We start from the raw sequence: 14,574 nt of genomic DNA, 5'->3' as shown, positions 1-14,574 counted from the left end.
GCCACGCGCTTGCGCCGTGGCGCGTGCCGGGCTCCCCGGCGGTTCCGGTGCCGCCCGCTCTTCGGGTACCCTCGGCTTCTTTTGCAGCCGTACCGCCGATGAGCACAGCCACCGCAGACACCGGGCGCATGCCGCGCCAGATTTCCTACATCATCGGCAACGAGGCCTGCGAACGGTTCAGCTTCTACGGGATGCGCAACATCCTGGTGCCGTTCCTGATCAGCTCCATCCTGCTGGCCTACCTGCCCGAGGGCCCCGAGCGCGACACCGCCGCCAAGGACATATTCCATATGTTCGTGATCGGCGTGTACTTCTTCCCGCTGCTCGGCGGCTGGCTGGCCGACCGCTACTTCGGCAAGTACCACACCATCCTCTGGTTCTCGCTGGTCTACTGCGCCGGCCATGCCTGCCTGGCGCTGTTCGAGAACAACGCCACCGGCTTCTACACCGGCCTGTTCCTCATCGCCCTGGGCTCGGGCGGGATCAAGCCGCTGGTGGTCTCCTTCTGCGGCGACCAGTTCGACCAGAGCAACAAGTCCAAGGCCAAGCTGGTCTTCGACGCCTTCTACTGGATCATCAACTTCGGCTCGTTCTTCGCCTCGCTGCTGGCGCCGCTGTTCCTGCGGCACTGGGGGCCGGCGGTGGCGTTCGGTATTCCGGGCGTGCTGATGTTCATCGCCACCTTCGTGTTCTGGCTGGGGCGCCGCCATTACGTCCACGTGCCGCCGTCGGGCAACGATCCGCATGGCTTCTTCGAAGTGGTCAAGACCGCGTTGCGCACGCAGCGCCAAGGCGAAGGCCGGCCCGGCTATTTCGCGGCGATGGCCGGCCTGGCGCTGGCGGTCGCGCTGCTGGGCCTGTGGGCGCTGTCGCTGGCCGGTGCCGCCCCCGCATGGTGGCCGGACTTCGGGTTCGTCATCTCCGCGTGCCTGGCGCTGGGCGTGGTGATCGCGTTCGGCGGCTGGGGCGCGTCGATGCAGCTCGAGCGTGCGCGCGGCCTGCATCCGGACGCGGCGGTCGACGGCGTGCGCGCGGTGCTGCGCATCCTGATCGTATTCGCGCTGGTGACCCCGTTCTGGTCGCTGTTCGACCAGAAGGCGTCGACCTGGATCATCCAGGGGCGCGAGATGGTGATCCCGCACCACGCCGCCTGGTGGCCGAGCTGGCTGATCAAGGACGCCGCGCAGATGCAGGCGCTCAACCCGCTGCTGGTGATGCTGCTGATCCCGTTCAACAACCTGGTCCTGTATCCGGCCCTGCGCCGGCTGGGCTGGGAGCCGACGGCGCTGCGCCGGATGGGCTGGGGCATCGCCATCTCCGGCCTGTCCTGGATCGTGGCCGGCGCCCTGCAGTTGTGGCTCGACGGGGGGCAGCAGGTCTCCTTGACCTGGCAGGCGCTGCCCTACCTGCTGCTGACCTTCGGCGAGGTGCTGGTCTCGGCGACCGCGCTGGAATTCGCCTACAGCCAGGCGCCGCACGCCATGAAGGGCGTGATCATGGCGTTCTGGTACCTCACCAGCACGTTCGGCAGCCTGTGGGTACTGCTGACCAATTTCGGCATCCGCAACGAAGCCGTGCTCGGCCGCATCGCCGGCACCGGGTTGAGCGAGAACGCCTTCCTGATGTTCTTCTTCGCCGGCTTCGCGTTCGTGGCCGCGCTGGCGTTCGCCGCCTACGCGCGCCGCTACCCGATGCAGGACAACTACCGCGTCGCCTGAGGCCGCCCGATGTCGTCTCCCGTCACCCTCATCCTGATCGCCGCCACCGCGCTGGTGTCGTGGCTGGCGTTCAAGGACCGCCGCCTGGTCGACCGGCTGATCCTGTGGCCGCCGGCCGTCTCGAGGCGGCACGAGTACTGGCGCCTGGTGAGCTACGGGTTCCTGCATGCGGACTTCCCGCACCTGCTGTTCAACATGATCACGCTGTTCTTCTTCGGTCGGCTGATCGAGCAGGTGATGCGGGAGCTGACCGGCAGCGCCCTGACCTATCCGCTGTTCTACCTGGCGGCGCTGGTGGTTTCGATCCTGCCCAGCTACCTGAAGAACCACGCCAATCCCAACTACTTCAGCCTCGGCGCCTCCGGCGCGGTGTCGGCGGTGCTGTTCGCCTTCATCCTGATTTCGCCGTGGTCGCTGATCTTCGTGTTCTTCATCCCGGCGCCGGCGATCCTCTATGCGGTGTTCTACGTCGGTTACAGCATCTGGATGGACCGCAAGGGCGGCGACCGGATCAACCACAGCGCGCACCTGGCCGGCGCGGCGTTCGGCGTCATGTTCATGCTGGCCATGGAGCCGCGCCTGGTGCAGGTGTTCATGGAGCAGTTGCTGAATCCGAGCTTCAACCTCTGAGTCGCGCTCACCTGGCGTGAATGCGGGGCATGCCACGGTGATCCGCGTCCAGGCCAGAGGAGGCGGAGATGGCAACCCGGAGCAAGCGGACCCCTGCCGGCGGCAAGTCGGCGACATCCAGTAAAGCGGCCAGGCCGGCGCGCAAGGCGCCGGCGAAGAAGGCTGCCGCAAGATCGGGAGCGGGTGCGGCCACGCGCAAGCTCGCCACGAAGAAGCCGCTCAAGGCTACGGCCAAGAAGGCTACGGCCAGGAAATCTGCGGCCAAGGGCGTGGTGGCGAAGAAGTCGGGTGTCGCCAGGAAGGCCGCGACCAAGAAGGCTGTAGCCAAGAGGACCGCAGCAAAGAAGCCTGCCATCAAGAAGTCTGCGAGCAAGAAGTCTGCCGCCCGGAAGACTGCCGCGAAGAAGAGCGCGACGAAGAAGACCGCGACCAGGAAGACCGCGACCAGGAAAGTCGCCACCAGGAACGCATCGACCGGGAAGGTATCCACCGGCACGAGGACGGTGGTCGAGGCGGGGGCACCGAAGAAGGCTGCGATCGCGAAGAAGGCGGCGTCGAAGGCCGTGATGCCGTCACGCCGCGCCGCCACCGGAGCCAAGTCGCGCAAGGCGGTGCGCCCCGCCGCGGGAGGCCGCCGCAAGGCGCCGCCGTTGACCCCGGAACAGGCGCTGGCCCGTACCCGCGAACTGTTGCAGGCGCACCAGGAGCAGGCCCGGGAAACGCCCGCATGGAGGCAACTGGAGGATCCGCACGCCGCGCCGCAGGCCGTCGGCGCTGCCGACCACGCATCGGCCGAGGCCGAGGCCAGGCTTCGCGAACTGCACGCCGGGGAAAGCCGGATGCGGGCCATCCAGGGCAGCGTCAGCACCCATGACCGGCGCAACCAGCGCAAGCGCGATCACCGGTAGCCATCAACAAAAAGGGCAGCCCCGCCGCCGACGGAGCTGCCCCCGGACGCAAGCGCGCGTTTCCGCGCTGCTTCGTCCTTCCCCCTTCAGTTGGTCACGGCGTAGGCGTGCTTGAGCCGCTCGTAGACCACGCTGTCGAGCTGCTCGAACTCCCAGCCATCGGTGTGGCCGTTGACGACGAGCTGGTAGAGACCTTCGAGCAGCGAGGAATCGCTGGCGAAGTCGGTCGGGCTGTTGTGTTCCAGTGCATTCATGGTGAGGTTCCCTGCAGAATCTGGCTCGGTATCGCTTGCCTGAATCAACGCACAACCCGTGCCAACCCGTAAGCCCGCCGCAGCCACCTGTTCAGCAATGTCGTCACCCCGCTTTGGCGGTGTTCAGGCCAGAATGTGACGCAGGACGTCGCCTTCTGCCGCCACCCTCCGAGGAGCCGCCATGACCGACCTTCCCTCCGTGGAGCATGACCCCGGCCGCCAGCGCTTCCACGTGGAGGTGGAAGGCCACCAGGCCGAGCTCGTCTACCGCGTCCAGGACGGCAGGCTGGTGATCGATCACACCGGGGTCCCGGCCGCCATTGGCGGCCGCGGCATCGCCGGACACCTGGTGCGGGCGGCGTTCGAACATGCACGGGAGCAGGGCTGGCGGGTTGTTCCCGCCTGCGCCTATGCACGTGCCTGGGTCGCCCGCCATCCGGCGTACGCCGGAATGGTGGCCGGCTGACCGCTCCCCGGGCCTGCGGTCGGCAGGCTTTCCGTATTGCACAAAGGAGGTGCCGCATGACCCTGAACCGCCCCATCCGGATCGTCCTCGCCCTGCTGCTCCTGCCTGCGGCGGCAGCCTGCCAGCGCGGGAACGACCCGGTCCCGGCGACCCCCGATCCGGGGCCCGCCGCCGCGGCCGCGCCGGAACCTTCGGCTCCCGTGGCGGCCGCCGAAGCGCCGGTCTCCCTGGAGGATGTGATCGAGACCGACCCGCGTTACGTGGTCGGGATCAGCTACCCGCCGGGCGCGGCCGCCGACCCGGGACTGGCCCGCGCCCTCCACGGTTACGCCGAGGCGGCCCGCGCCGAACTGATGCAGGCCGTGTCCGGCCTGCGGGAAAAGCCGACCGCGCCCTACGAGCTGTCGCTGGGCTTCCGCGAGGTGATGCGCAGCAGCGAGGTGGTGGCGGTGGCGGCCGACGGCAGCCTGTACACCGGCGGTGCCCATGGCCAGCCCCTGCTGGCCAGGTTCGTCTGGCTGCCGCGCCAGCAGCGCATGCTGACCGCGCAGGACCTGCTGGCCTCGCCCGAAGGCTGGCGGTCGGTGGCCGATTACGTCGGCGAGCAGTTGGGTGCAGCGGCGCACACGCGCGCCGCCGACGAGGCGCTCGAATCCGGCGATCGCGAGCGGCTGCTGGCCGTGGCGCTCCGCATGATCGACGAGGGCACCCGTCCGGTACCCGAGAACTTCGCCCAGTTCGAACCGGTGCCGGCGGCCGACGGCCGCATCGCCGCGCTGCGTTTCGTGTTCCCGCCCTACCAGGTCGGACCGTACGCCGACGGCGTGCAACGCGTGGAGGTGCCGGCGGCGGTGCTCAAGCCGCTCCTGGCGCCCGATGTGAGTCCGCTGTTCGTACCCTAGGCCGACCGTCCCATGTCCGCCGCATCGCGCTCGCGCCGCCGGATCGAGGCCTTGCTCGACGAAGCGGGCGTGCGCGTGGACGGTGGACGCGACTGGGACCTGCAGGTACACGACGACCGGCTTTACGCGCGCCTCCTGGCGCAGGGGTCGCTCGGGCTCGGCGAGTCGTACATGGACGGCTGGTGGGATGCGCGTTCGCTGGACGGTTTCCTTGCCCGCCTGATCGACGCACGCCTGGACGAGCGCGTCCATGCACTGGCCGAGGTCGGCGACGCGCTGCTGGCGCGCCTGTCCAACCGCCAGTCGCGCACGCGCAGCGCCGAAGTGGCCAAGCGCCACTACGACCTGGGCAACGACCTGTACGCGGCCATGCTCGGCTCCCGGCTGGTCTACAGCTGCGGTTACTGGCGCCAGGCAGGCGACCTGGATGCGGCGCAGGAGGCCAAGCTGGACCTGGTCTGCCGCAAGCTCGAGCTGCGGCCCGGCATGCGCGTGCTCGACATCGGCTGCGGCTGGGGCGAGGCGCTCAAGTTCGCGGCGCAACGCTACGGCGTTGCCGGGGTGGGCGTGACCATCTCCGGCGAACAGGCCGATTTCGCGCGCAAGCTCTGCGCCGGGCTGCCGGTGGAGATCCGCCTGCAGGACTACCGCGAGCTCGATGAACCCTTCGATGCGGCGTTCTCGATCGGGATGTTCGAGCACGTCGGCGACCGCAACTACCGCACTTATTTCGAGGTGGTCCAGCGCTGCCTGCCGCCGCATGCACTGTTCCTCCTGCACACGATCGGCCGCAACGTCTCGACCCACCACACCGATCCCTGGATCGCCCGCTACATTTTCCCCAACTCGATGCTGCCGTCGGCCGCGCAGGTGGCCTCCGCCAGCGAAGGCCTGTTCGTGGTCGAGGACTGGCACAACTTCGGCACCGACTACGACCGCACCCTGCAGGCCTGGCGGACCAACATCGAGGCCGCCTGGCCGCGACTGGACGCACGCTACGACGAGCGCTTCCGGCGCATGTGGCGGTTCTACCTGGCCGGTGCGATGGCCAGCTTCCGCACGCGGCGCGCGCAGCTCTGGCAACTGGTGCTGTCGCCGCGGGGCGTGCCCGGCGGCTACCTCGCGCCGCGTTGAGGCCCGGGCGCGCGGCCACCGGCACCGGCGGCGAAAAAAACGCCAGTCATCTTGACAGCCGCGCCACGCCTGGCGCGCCGGCGATTATCCACAGCTTTGTGCAGGCGTCATCCACACCGCCTGTGGAAAACCCGGCGCCGGAAACGACTGCGCCACCCGGAGGTGGCGCAGTCGATGTGGCAGGGCGATGGGATCAGCGCGGCGGCGCCGCGTCCAGCCCGCGCTTCTCCAGCAGCGGCTCGATCTTCGGGTCGTGGCCGGCGAAGTCGCGGAACAGCTGCATCGCATCCTTGCTGCCGCCACGCGAGAGCAGGGTGGCGCGGAAGCGGTCGCCGTTCTCGCGCTTGAGGCCGCCATTGGCGCGGATCCAGGCCTGGGTGTTGGCGTCCAGCACCTCGGACCAGATGTAGGCGTAGTAGCCGGCCGCGTAGCCGCCCATGATGTGGCTGAAGTACGGGGTGCGGTAACGCGGCGGCACCGGGCGGAAGTAGATGCCGTCGTCCTTCAGCGCCTGCGCCTCGAACGGCATCACCCCGGCCGCGTCGGGCACCTTGTCGGCGCCGAGCTGGTGCCAGCGCTGGTCGAGCATGGCCGCGCCGAGGTACTCGGTGGTGGCGAAGCCCTGGTTGAACTTGCTCGCCGCCAGGACCTTGTCCAGCAGCGCCTGCGGCATCGCCTCGCCGGTCTGGTAGTGCTTGGCGTAGTTGGCCAGGATCGACGGCCAGTCGGCCCACATTTCGTTGACCTGCGAGGGGAACTCGACGAAGTCGCGCGGCACGCTGGTGCCGCTGAAGTACGGGTAGGTCACGTCGGAGAACATGCCGTGCAGGGCGTGGCCGAACTCGTGGAACGTGGTGGTGACCTCGTCCCAGGTCATCAGCGTGGGCTGGCCGTCGGCCGGCTTGGTGATGTTGAGGTGGTTGGCCACCACCGGCTGGGTGCCGCGCAGCTTGGACTGGGAGACGTAGGAGTTCATCCACGCGCCGCCGCGCTTGGATTCGCGCGCGTACGGGTCGAAGATGAAGATCGCCAGCTGCTTGCCGTCGGCGTCGAAGACGTCGTAGGTCCAGGTGTCCTCGCGGTACTTGGGCAGGTCGGTGCGCTCCTTGAAGGTGATCCCGTACAGCTGGGTTGCCGCGAAGAAAACGCCGTTCTCCAGCACGTTCTTCATCTCGAAGTACGGCTTGAGCTGGGACTCGTCGAAGTTGTACTTGGCCGCGCGGACCTTCTCGCTGTAGTAGGCCCAGTCCCACGGCTCCAGCTGGAAGGTCGGCTCGCCCTTGGCCGCCTGCTCCTGGTCGATCATCTTCTGCAGCTCGGCCGCCTCGCGGGTGGCGTTGGCCACCGCGGCCGGGGCCAGCTTGCCGAGCATGTCGTTGACCGCCTGCGGGGTCTTGGCGGTGGCGTCTTCCAGCGCGTAGGCCGCGTGGTTCGGGTAGCCGAGCAGGGCGGCGCGGTCGGCGCGCAGCTTGATCACCTGGGCGACCACGCCGGTGTTGTCGTATTCGTTGCCGCGGCTGCCACGGGCGATCGACGCCTCGAAGATCTTCTGCCGCGCATCGCGGTTGCTCAGGTAGGTCAGCGGCGGCTGGCCGGTGGTGTTGAGCAGGGTGACCACGTACTTGCCGTCCAGCCCGCGCTTCTTGGCCTCGGCGGCGGCCGCGGCGATCTGCGCTTCGGACGAGCCGGCCAGCGCGTCGGCGCTGTCGAAGGTTACCGCCGAGGCGTTGACCTCGTTGAGCACGTTCTGGTCGAACTGGGTGCCCAGCGTCGCCAGCTGCGCGTTCATGTCCTTGAGCTTGGCCTTGTCGGCGTCGGACAGCTTGGCGCCGGCGCGGACGAAGTCGGTGTAGTAGCGCTCGACCAGGCGCAGGCCTTCGGCGTCCAGGCCGAGGGTGTCGCGCTGGTCGTACAGCGCCTGCACGCGCTCGAACAGCTTGCCGTTCAGGTAGATCGCATCGCGGTGGGCGGCGAACTTCGGCGAGTAGTCGGCGTCGAGCTTCTTGCGCGCGTCGTTGGTGTCGGTGCTGGACAGGTTGAAGAAGACGGTGGCGGCGCGATCGAGGACCTGGCCGCTGTTCTCCATCGCGATGATGGTGTTGTCGAAGGTCGGCGCCTCGGCATTGTTGGCGATCGCCTCCACTTCCTTCAGCTGCTCGGCCATGCCGGCGTCGAAGGCCGGGCCGAAATCGCTGTCCTTGATCCGGTCGAAGTGCGGGTACTGCAGCGGCAGTTCGCTCTGCACGAAGAACGGGTTGTCCTGGGTGGCCGGGGCGGCCTGCTCGGCGGTGGCGCCGGCGGCGGGACTTTCGGTGCGGTTGCAGGCGGTCATGCCAAGTCCAAGGGCGGCGGCGAGCGCCAGGTAAAGGCCGGTCTTCTTCATTACAACGGATCCTGCGGGAAAGATTCCGTTGAATCTAACCCGCCCGCCGGGGCGACCGCCCGTGACGAAAGACACGGGCGCGGGCCCGGCCCGGGTCCCGGTCCCGGTCCCGGTCCCGGGCGTCTCGAAGCGCGGTGCGATCCACGAAGCCGGAGACCAGGCGTTTGGCTGGCCGTGCTGTTTCCGGGGCTGGCGACAGGGCCAAGGCCAGACACCTTCCGCCGGCGGCGGGCTATGCTGGCCTCGAATCCTCCGCGAACCGCCCATGACCGTCGCCTACGATTTCACCGCCACCGACATCGACGGCCACCAGCGGCCGTTGTCCGAATTCGCCGGACAGGTACTGCTGGTGGTGAACGTCGCCTCGCGCTGCGGCTTCACCCCCCAGTACGCGGGGCTGGAGCAGCTGTGGCGGGAGCGCAGCGGGCAGGGCCTGGCGGTGCTGGGCTTCCCCTGCGACCAGTTCGGCCACCAGGAGCCGGGCGACGAAGCGGCGATCCGCGATTTCTGCGCGCTCAACTTCGGGGTGACCTTCCCGATGTTCGCCAAGGTCGAGGTCAACGGCCCCGGCGCCCATCCGTTGTGGGCCTGGCTTCGGCGCGAGAAGCGCGGCCTGCTGGGCACCGGCGCGATCAAGTGGAACTTCACCAAGTTCCTGGTTGGCCGCGACGGCCGGGTGCTGGCGCGCTACGCACCGCGCACGCGCCCGGAGGCGCTGCTGGGCGCGATCGACCGGGCACTGGCCCGGCCGCCGCGCTGACAAGGCCGGCGCCTTACTTCTCGACGAAGGCGCGCTCGAACACGTACTGCCCCAGGGTGCCGATCCGCGGCGAGGCGGTGAAGCCGCGTCCATCGAGCAGGGCGCGGAAGTCGGCCAGCATCTGCGGGCTGCCGCAGATCATGGCGCGGTCGTGCTCGGCCGCCAGCGGGTCCAGGCCCAGCGTGCGCATCATCTGGCCGCTGGCCATCAGGTCGGTCAGGCGGCCGTGGTTGGGGAAGTCTTCGCGGCTGACGGCCGGGTAATACAGCAGCTTCTCGCGGATGATCTCGCCCAGCAGCTCATGGTTGGGCAGCTCCTTCTCGAAGTAATCGCGGTAGGCCAGGTCGCCGGCGCTGCGCACGCCGTGGCACAGGACCACGCGCTCGAAGCGCTCGTAGGTTTCCGGATCCTTGACCACCGACAGCCATGGCGCCAGGCCGGTGCCGGTGCCCAGCAGGTACAGGTTGCGGCCCGGATGCAGGTCGCTGATCAGCAGGGTGCCGGTGGGCTTGCGCCCGACCAGCACCGTATCGCCGGGCTGGATGTGCTGCAGGCGCGAGGTCAGCGGGCCGTTGGGGACCTTGATGCTGAAGAACTCCAGCTGCTCTTCCCAGTTGGCGCTGGCAATCGAATAGGCGCGCAGCAGCGGCTTGCCGCCCTCGGTGGCCAGCCCGATCATCACGAACTGGCCGTTCTCGAAGCGGAAACCGTCGTCGCGGGTGGTGGTGAAGCTGAAGTAGTCGTCGGTCCAGTGACGGACGTCGAGCACCGTTTCGGTGCCGTAGGCGGAGGACATCGGGTATGCGGCGTGGGGATGTTCGCCGCGTATTGTAGCCGACCGGCCGGGGCCGGCCTTGCGCAGGATCAGGGCGCCAGGCCGGTGGGTGCGGAGCGTGCCGGCCGCTCCGTGCCGGCGGCTGCCGGCGATGGAGCGCCAGGGGAGCGGCTCAGGCCTGCGGTGGCTCCAGCTTCAACAGCTTGCCGTTTTCTTCGTCGGTGACCAGGTACAGGTTGCCGTCGGCGGCCACGCGCACGTCGCGGATGCGCTCGCCCAGGTCCTGGAGCAGTCGCTCCTCGGCCACGACGCGGTCGCCCTCGAGCTGCAGCCGGATCAGGTTGCGTTGCGCCAGCGCGCCCAGGAACAGGCTGTCGTTCCAGGGCTTGCCCGCCTGGCCGGTGTAGAACGCCATCCCCGACAGCCCGGGGGAAACCTCGAACACGAAGTGGGGCGGTTCCATGCCTTCCTTCTCCTTGCCTACCGCCTCGGGGATCGGCTGGCCGGAGTAGTTGATGCCGTGGGTGACGATCGGCCAGCCGTAGTTCCTGCCGGGCTGCGGCAGGTTGATCTCGTCGCCGCCGCGCGGTCCGTGCTCGACTTCCCACAGCGTGCCGGTGCGGGGATCGATGGCCAGGCCCTGCGAGTTGCGGTGACCGTAGCTCCAGATTTCCGGCCGCGCGCCGTCCTGGCCGACGAAGGGATTGTCCTCCGGCACGCTGCCGTCCAGGTTCAGGCGCACCAGCTTGCCCTGCAGCTTGTCCAGCTCCTGGGACATCATGCGCATGGTGCGCTCGCCCTGGCTGATGAAGACGTGGCCCTGGCCGTCGAAGGCGAAGCGCGAGCCGTAGTGGTTCTCGGCATTGACCTTCGGCTCCTGCCGGTAGAACACGGTCACGTCCTCCAGGCCGGCCTCGCCCAAGGTGGCGTAGGCGGCGCTGGTGCCGGCAAGGCCGTTGTCGCCAGGCTCGGCGTAGCTGAGGTAGATGCGCCGGCTCTGCGCGAAGTCGGGTGCGAGGGCGACGTCGAGCAGGCCGCCCTGGCCGCGCGCGGACACCTCCGGCACGCCGGCGAGCGGTGCCGAGACGCTGCCGTCGGCGGCCACGCGGCGCAGGGTGCCGCCGCGTTCGGTGACCAGGAATCCGCCGCCCGGCAATGGCGCCAGTGCCCACGGGTGCGACAGTCCGCGCGCGACCACACTCAACCGGGCTTCGCCCTTCTCGGTGGCGAGGGTCCGGGCCGGTTCGCCGGCGGCGGCGGGCGTGGATGCCGGTGCGGCCTCCTGGGCGGGCTTGCAGGCGGCCAGGCCGAAGCAGACGGCGAGGGCGAGGGCGGCGGAGGCGTGGGGCGGGCGCATGCGTCGTTGTCCGGTGCGGGGCATAAGGCCGTCAACGATAGCCGGCGGCCTGCAGTTCGAACAACTCCGCATAGCGCCCGCCCTGGGCCATCAGCTGGTCATGGGTGCCGCTGGCCTCGACCCGGCCCCCGGCCAGCACCAGGATGCGGTCGGCCATGCGTACGCTCGAGAAGCGGTGCGAGATCAGCACCGCGGTGCGCCGCTGCGAGAGCTCCTTGAAGCGCTGGAACACCTCGAACTCGCTGCGCGCATCCAGCGCGGCGGTCGGTTCGTCCAGGATCATCACCTGCGCGTCGCGCATGTAGGCGCGGGCGATGGCGATCTTCTGCCACTGGCCACCGGACAGGTCGATGCCGTTCTTGAAGCGGCGGCCGATCACCTGGTCGTAGCCCAGCGGCAACGCCTGGATCGTCGCATCGGCCATCGCCTGCCGCGCGGCGTCGCGGATGCGTGCGCCATCGTCCAGCGCCTCGATCCGGCCCACGCCGATGTTCTCGCCGGCGGTGAGGTGGTAGCGGACGAAGTCCTGGAAGATCACTCCGATGTTGGCGCGCAGGTCGTCCAGGTCGTAGTCGCGCAGGTCGCGGCCGTCAAGCAGGATGCGGCCTTCGTCCGGCTCGTACAGCCGCGCCAGCAGCTTGACCAGGGTGGTCTTGCCGGCGCCGTTCTCCCCGACCAGGGCCAGCACTTCGCCGGCATGCAGCTCGAAGCCGACGCCCCGCAGCGCCCACCCGTCCGCGCCCGGATAACGGAAGCCGACGTTGTCGAACACGAAGCCGCGCTCGATCGGCCGCGGCACCGGGATCGCATCCGGGCGCGAGGCGATCTCCGGCTCGATCTCGAAGAACGAGTAGAGGTCGTCCAGGTACAGCGCCTGCCCGGCGACCTGCGAGAACCCGACCAGCAGCCCCTCAAGCAACTGCCGCAGGCGGCGGAAGCTGCCGGCGAGGAAGGTCAGGTCGCCGATGCTGAAGTCGCCGGTGACCGTGCGCCACGCGATGTAGGCGTAGGCGACGTAGTAGCCGAGCGTGCCCAGGGCCGCCAGCAGCGCGCCCCAGAAGGCGCGGCGCCGGGCCAGGGCGCGGTTGGCGAGGTAGAACTTCTCCGCCAGCGCGCGGTAGCGCCCGACCAGGAAGCGGTGGAGGTTGAAGATCTTCACCTCCTTGGCCGTTTCCACGCTGGCGCCGGTCTGGCGCAGGTATTCGAGCTGGCGGCGCTCCGGCGTCCACTGGTAGTTGAGCGAGTAGCCCAGCGCGTTGAAGTGCGCCTCGCCGATGAACGCCGGCACCAGGGCGACGGCCAGCAGCAGGATCAGCCAGGGCGCATAGACCAGCAGGCCGGCGGCGAACGCGACCACGGTGACCGCGTCCTGCGCCTGGCCGAACAGCTGGCTCATCAGGTTCATCCGGCTCATCGTCAGGCGCCGGGCGCGGTCGAGCTTGTCCTGCAGGTCCGGGTCCTCGAAGTCCTCCAGGTCCAGGGTCGCCGCATGTTCCATCAGGCGCACGCTGCTGGCGTTGGTGAACAGTTCCGAGAGCAGGCCGTCGGCGTAGCTCACCAGCCGGCCGAGCAGGTCCGAGGCCACGGCCAGCGCCAGCTCCAGCCCGAGCAGCCACAGCAGGTGGTCGAGTTCGCCGCCGCGCAGGGCCTGGCCGAGGCCCTCGAACTGCAGGTCGAGGCCGACCACGCGGATCGCCTCGTCGATGATCAGCTTGCCGATGTAGAGCATCACCACCGGCAGCAGGGCCCGAAGCAGGCGCAGGCCCAGGCTGGTCAGGGTCAGGCCGGGGCTGGTTTGCCAGATCTGGCGCAGGAACGGCGGCAGGTTGCGCATCGCGTCGAAGCGTTCGCGCAGGCTGGGGTTGCCGCGTTCACGGCGCGGCTTGGGCGAAGGGGCGGGGGAGGCGGCCATGCCTGCATTGTGCCGTGCCGCGGTGAGCGGACGGTCGACAAGACTGTCCATGGACGAGCGCGGAAGCGGGCCGGGTTATCGGCTGCGACACAGGCCGTGGCGTACCACGTCCTGGGGGTATCGTCGTGCATTCGTCGAGACGACCTGGCCGCGACGCGATGGCGTGGGCACGAGAGGCACCCCTGCGACCAGGATGCCCGAGTCGCCGGCAAGCCCGCGCCCTACCGAAAAGCCCCATCGCGTCTTGTCGGAGTCGCTTGTTGCTTCGCCTGTCTGATCGAAGCTGCGGCGTTGAAGCGCCCGGGGACGTCGTGCCATGCGGGTATGGCGCAAGTGGCACAGGGATGTGCCACGGCCCCTCGTAAAGGCAGGATGCCGTCCCGAGGGGTAAGCCATACCCGCATGGCATGGCGGCCCCATCCGGAGCCTGCGCTCTCGGTCGATTTATCCCGGGAACGAGAAGGCCCGCTTGCGCGGGCCTTCGCTTGAAGCCGGTGTCGCCGCGGTGTCTCAGTGCACGCCGTGCAGGTCGCGCAGCTGGCCCGGGCGCGAGGCGAAGAAGGCGGCCAGGTCGGCGATGTCCTGGTCGCTCAGGCCGGCGGCCTGCGGGGTCATCAGCGCGTGCTGGCGCTCTTCCTTGCGGTACTGCTGCAGCGCATGGGCCAGGTAGTCGGCGTACTGGCCGCCGAGCTTGGGATAGGTCGAGTCGATCGGCGCATTGCCGTCCGGACCATGGCAGTCGATGCAGCTCTGGCCGGTGGCCTTGCCCTTCGCATTGGCCAGCTGCTCGCCGATGGCGACGCGGCCGTCGGGCAGGCCGGCGGACGAGCTCTGGGTGGCTTGCGCCTCGCCTTCGGCGGGGGCGTGGGAACTTTCCTGTCCGGAACAGGCCGCCAGGGCGAGGGCGGCGAGCAGGGCGATGGCGAGACGCTGGGCGGTCACGGCTGTCGTCATTGGGGGCGGCTGCTTACTTGAGGGTGGACAGGAAGGCGGCGATGTCGGCGATGTCCTGGTCCGAGAAACTCTGGGCCTGGGCCTGCATGGTCGGGTGCTTGCGGGTGCCGTCGCGGTATTCGTGCAGGGCCTGGGCCAGGTATTCGGCCGACTGGCCGCCGATCAGCGGCACCTTGAAGCTCGGATAGGCGTTCTTGTAGCCGGTGATGCCGTGGCAACCCTGGCAGGTGTAGGTCAGCTGGTGGCCGGTCTTCGGGTCGCCGACCAGGGCGCCCGCCGCGGCGGGTGCAGCAGGAGCGGCGGGAGCGGCTTCGGTGGTGGCCGGTGCGGCGGCCGGCTGGGCGGCATCCTGGGCGACGGCGGCGAAGGGCAGGGCGGTGACCAGGGCAAGGCAGGCGGCTAGCGGCAGCGGGCGCATCAT

Annotated in this window: 15 protein-coding genes; 7 read left to right on the top strand and 8 right to left on the bottom strand. The window is 69.2% G+C overall.

Annotated features, from left to right (window positions below):
• Positions 1-98: 98 nt before the first annotated feature.
• The gene (locus CSC66_RS01775; RefSeq protein WP_162375622.1) at positions 99-1,718 is read left to right on the top strand and encodes a POT-type proton-dependent oligopeptide transporter; all 1,620 of its coding nucleotides are present in this window, start codon (positions 99-101) and stop codon (positions 1,716-1,718) included.
• A 9-nt stretch (positions 1,719-1,727) separates the two neighbouring features.
• Positions 1,728-2,348 (top strand): rhomboid family intramembrane serine protease, encoded by a 621-nt coding sequence (locus tag CSC66_RS01770; protein WP_162375621.1) that lies wholly within the window; start codon positions 1,728-1,730, stop codon positions 2,346-2,348.
• Between the two features lie 7 nt (positions 2,349-2,355).
• Here CSC66_RS01770 and CSC66_RS17770 read toward each other — a convergent pair whose 3' ends face one another.
• Entirely contained in the window at positions 2,356-2,955 is a 600-nt protein-coding gene (locus CSC66_RS17770) for a hypothetical protein (RefSeq protein ID WP_162375619.1), read from the bottom strand.
• A 43-nt stretch (positions 2,956-2,998) separates the two neighbouring features.
• On the opposite strand from CSC66_RS17770, the gene CSC66_RS01760 reads away from it, so the two are divergent.
• Positions 2,999-3,256 carry a hypothetical protein gene (locus tag CSC66_RS01760; protein WP_162375617.1) on the top strand — a complete coding sequence of 86 codons (258 nt, stop codon included), beginning with the start codon at positions 2,999-3,001 and terminating at the stop codon, positions 3,254-3,256.
• A gap of 86 nt (positions 3,257-3,342) precedes the next feature.
• Here CSC66_RS01760 and CSC66_RS17430 read toward each other — a convergent pair whose 3' ends face one another.
• On the bottom strand, positions 3,343-3,510 hold the full coding sequence (locus CSC66_RS17430; RefSeq protein WP_202935572.1) for a hypothetical protein: 168 nt from the start codon (positions 3,508-3,510) through the stop codon (positions 3,343-3,345).
• Positions 3,511-3,691: 181 nt separating this feature from the next.
• Here CSC66_RS17430 and CSC66_RS01755 point away from each other — a divergent pair, with 181 nt between their 5' ends.
• Genes CSC66_RS01755 through cfa form a run of 3 tightly spaced genes read left to right on the top strand, consistent with a single transcriptional unit; the run spans position 3,692 to position 6,012 of the window.
• Positions 3,692-3,976 carry a GNAT family N-acetyltransferase gene (locus tag CSC66_RS01755; protein ID WP_162375615.1) on the top strand — a complete coding sequence of 95 codons (285 nt, stop codon included), beginning with the start codon at positions 3,692-3,694 and terminating at the stop codon, positions 3,974-3,976.
• 56 nt (positions 3,977-4,032) lie between these two features.
• The gene (locus tag CSC66_RS01750) at positions 4,033-4,878 is read left to right on the top strand and encodes a DUF3298 and DUF4163 domain-containing protein (protein ID WP_162375613.1); all 846 of its coding nucleotides are present in this window, start codon (positions 4,033-4,035) and stop codon (positions 4,876-4,878) included.
• 12 nt (positions 4,879-4,890) lie between these two features.
• Positions 4,891-6,012, top strand: a complete 1,122-nt coding sequence (gene cfa, locus CSC66_RS01745) for a cyclopropane fatty acyl phospholipid synthase (protein WP_162375612.1) — start codon at positions 4,891-4,893, stop codon at positions 6,010-6,012.
• Between the two features lie 193 nt (positions 6,013-6,205).
• Here the strand turns inward: cfa and CSC66_RS01740 are convergent, their stop codons facing one another.
• Positions 6,206-8,395 (bottom strand): M3 family metallopeptidase, encoded by a 2,190-nt coding sequence (locus tag CSC66_RS01740; RefSeq protein ID WP_162375610.1) that lies wholly within the window; start codon positions 8,393-8,395, stop codon positions 6,206-6,208.
• Positions 8,396-8,660: 265 nt separating this feature from the next.
• On the opposite strand from CSC66_RS01740, the gene CSC66_RS01735 reads away from it, so the two are divergent.
• Complete coding sequence (locus CSC66_RS01735; RefSeq protein WP_162375608.1) at positions 8,661-9,155, top strand: glutathione peroxidase; 495 nt, start codon at positions 8,661-8,663, stop codon at positions 9,153-9,155.
• A gap of 13 nt (positions 9,156-9,168) precedes the next feature.
• Here the strand turns inward: CSC66_RS01735 and CSC66_RS01730 are convergent, their stop codons facing one another.
• The 5 genes from CSC66_RS01730 to CSC66_RS01710 form a co-directional block, all read right to left on the bottom strand.
• Positions 9,169-9,951, bottom strand: a complete 783-nt coding sequence (locus CSC66_RS01730) for a ferredoxin--NADP reductase (RefSeq protein WP_162375606.1) — start codon at positions 9,949-9,951, stop codon at positions 9,169-9,171.
• A gap of 151 nt (positions 9,952-10,102) precedes the next feature.
• Entirely contained in the window at positions 10,103-11,287 is a 1,185-nt protein-coding gene (locus CSC66_RS01725) for a PQQ-dependent sugar dehydrogenase (RefSeq protein WP_162375605.1), read from the bottom strand.
• A 31-nt stretch (positions 11,288-11,318) separates the two neighbouring features.
• A complete protein-coding gene (locus CSC66_RS01720) occupies positions 11,319-13,199 on the bottom strand; it encodes an ABC transporter ATP-binding protein (RefSeq protein ID WP_162375603.1) in 1,881 nt (626 codons plus the stop codon).
• 510 nt (positions 13,200-13,709) lie between these two features.
• On the bottom strand, positions 13,710-14,153 hold the full coding sequence (locus CSC66_RS01715; RefSeq protein WP_162375601.1) for a c-type cytochrome: 444 nt from the start codon (positions 14,151-14,153) through the stop codon (positions 13,710-13,712).
• A gap of 13 nt (positions 14,154-14,166) precedes the next feature.
• Positions 14,167-14,571 carry a c-type cytochrome gene (locus CSC66_RS01710; protein WP_162375599.1) on the bottom strand — a complete coding sequence of 135 codons (405 nt, stop codon included), beginning with the start codon at positions 14,569-14,571 and terminating at the stop codon, positions 14,167-14,169.
• Between the last annotated feature and the right edge of the window lie 3 nt (positions 14,572-14,574).

The sequence above is a fragment of the Pseudoxanthomonas kaohsiungensis genome (genome assembly GCF_010211765.1).
Classification (GTDB): Bacteria; Pseudomonadota; Gammaproteobacteria; order Xanthomonadales; family Xanthomonadaceae; genus Pseudoxanthomonas; species Pseudoxanthomonas kaohsiungensis.
This window is presented reverse-complemented; position numbering and strand designations above follow the sequence as displayed.

Coding starts and splice junctions, on each gene's coding strand:
- CSC66_RS01725 (WP_162375605.1), bottom strand. CDS start 11,287: ATGCGCCCGCCCCACGCCTCCGCCGCCCTCGCCCTCGCCGTCTGCTTC.
- CSC66_RS01755 (WP_162375615.1), top strand. CDS start 3,692: ATGACCGACCTTCCCTCCGTGGAGCATGACCCCGGCCGCCAGCGCTTC.
- CSC66_RS01720 (WP_162375603.1), bottom strand. CDS start 13,199: ATGGCCGCCTCCCCCGCCCCTTCGCCCAAGCCGCGCCGTGAACGCGGC.
- CSC66_RS01715 (WP_162375601.1), bottom strand. CDS start 14,153: ATGACGACAGCCGTGACCGCCCAGCGTCTCGCCATCGCCCTGCTCGCC.
- CSC66_RS01740 (WP_162375610.1), bottom strand. CDS start 8,395: ATGAAGAAGACCGGCCTTTACCTGGCGCTCGCCGCCGCCCTTGGACTT.
- CSC66_RS01750 (WP_162375613.1), top strand. CDS start 4,033: ATGACCCTGAACCGCCCCATCCGGATCGTCCTCGCCCTGCTGCTCCTG.
- CSC66_RS01730 (WP_162375606.1), bottom strand. CDS start 9,951: ATGTCCTCCGCCTACGGCACCGAAACGGTGCTCGACGTCCGTCACTGG.
- CSC66_RS01775 (WP_162375622.1), top strand. CDS start 99: ATGAGCACAGCCACCGCAGACACCGGGCGCATGCCGCGCCAGATTTCC.
- CSC66_RS01710 (WP_162375599.1), bottom strand. CDS start 14,571: ATGCGCCCGCTGCCGCTAGCCGCCTGCCTTGCCCTGGTCACCGCCCTG.
- CSC66_RS01735 (WP_162375608.1), top strand. CDS start 8,661: ATGACCGTCGCCTACGATTTCACCGCCACCGACATCGACGGCCACCAG.
- CSC66_RS17430 (WP_202935572.1), bottom strand. CDS start 3,510: ATGAATGCACTGGAACACAACAGCCCGACCGACTTCGCCAGCGATTCC.
- CSC66_RS01770 (WP_162375621.1), top strand. CDS start 1,728: ATGTCGTCTCCCGTCACCCTCATCCTGATCGCCGCCACCGCGCTGGTG.
- cfa (WP_162375612.1), top strand. CDS start 4,891: ATGTCCGCCGCATCGCGCTCGCGCCGCCGGATCGAGGCCTTGCTCGAC.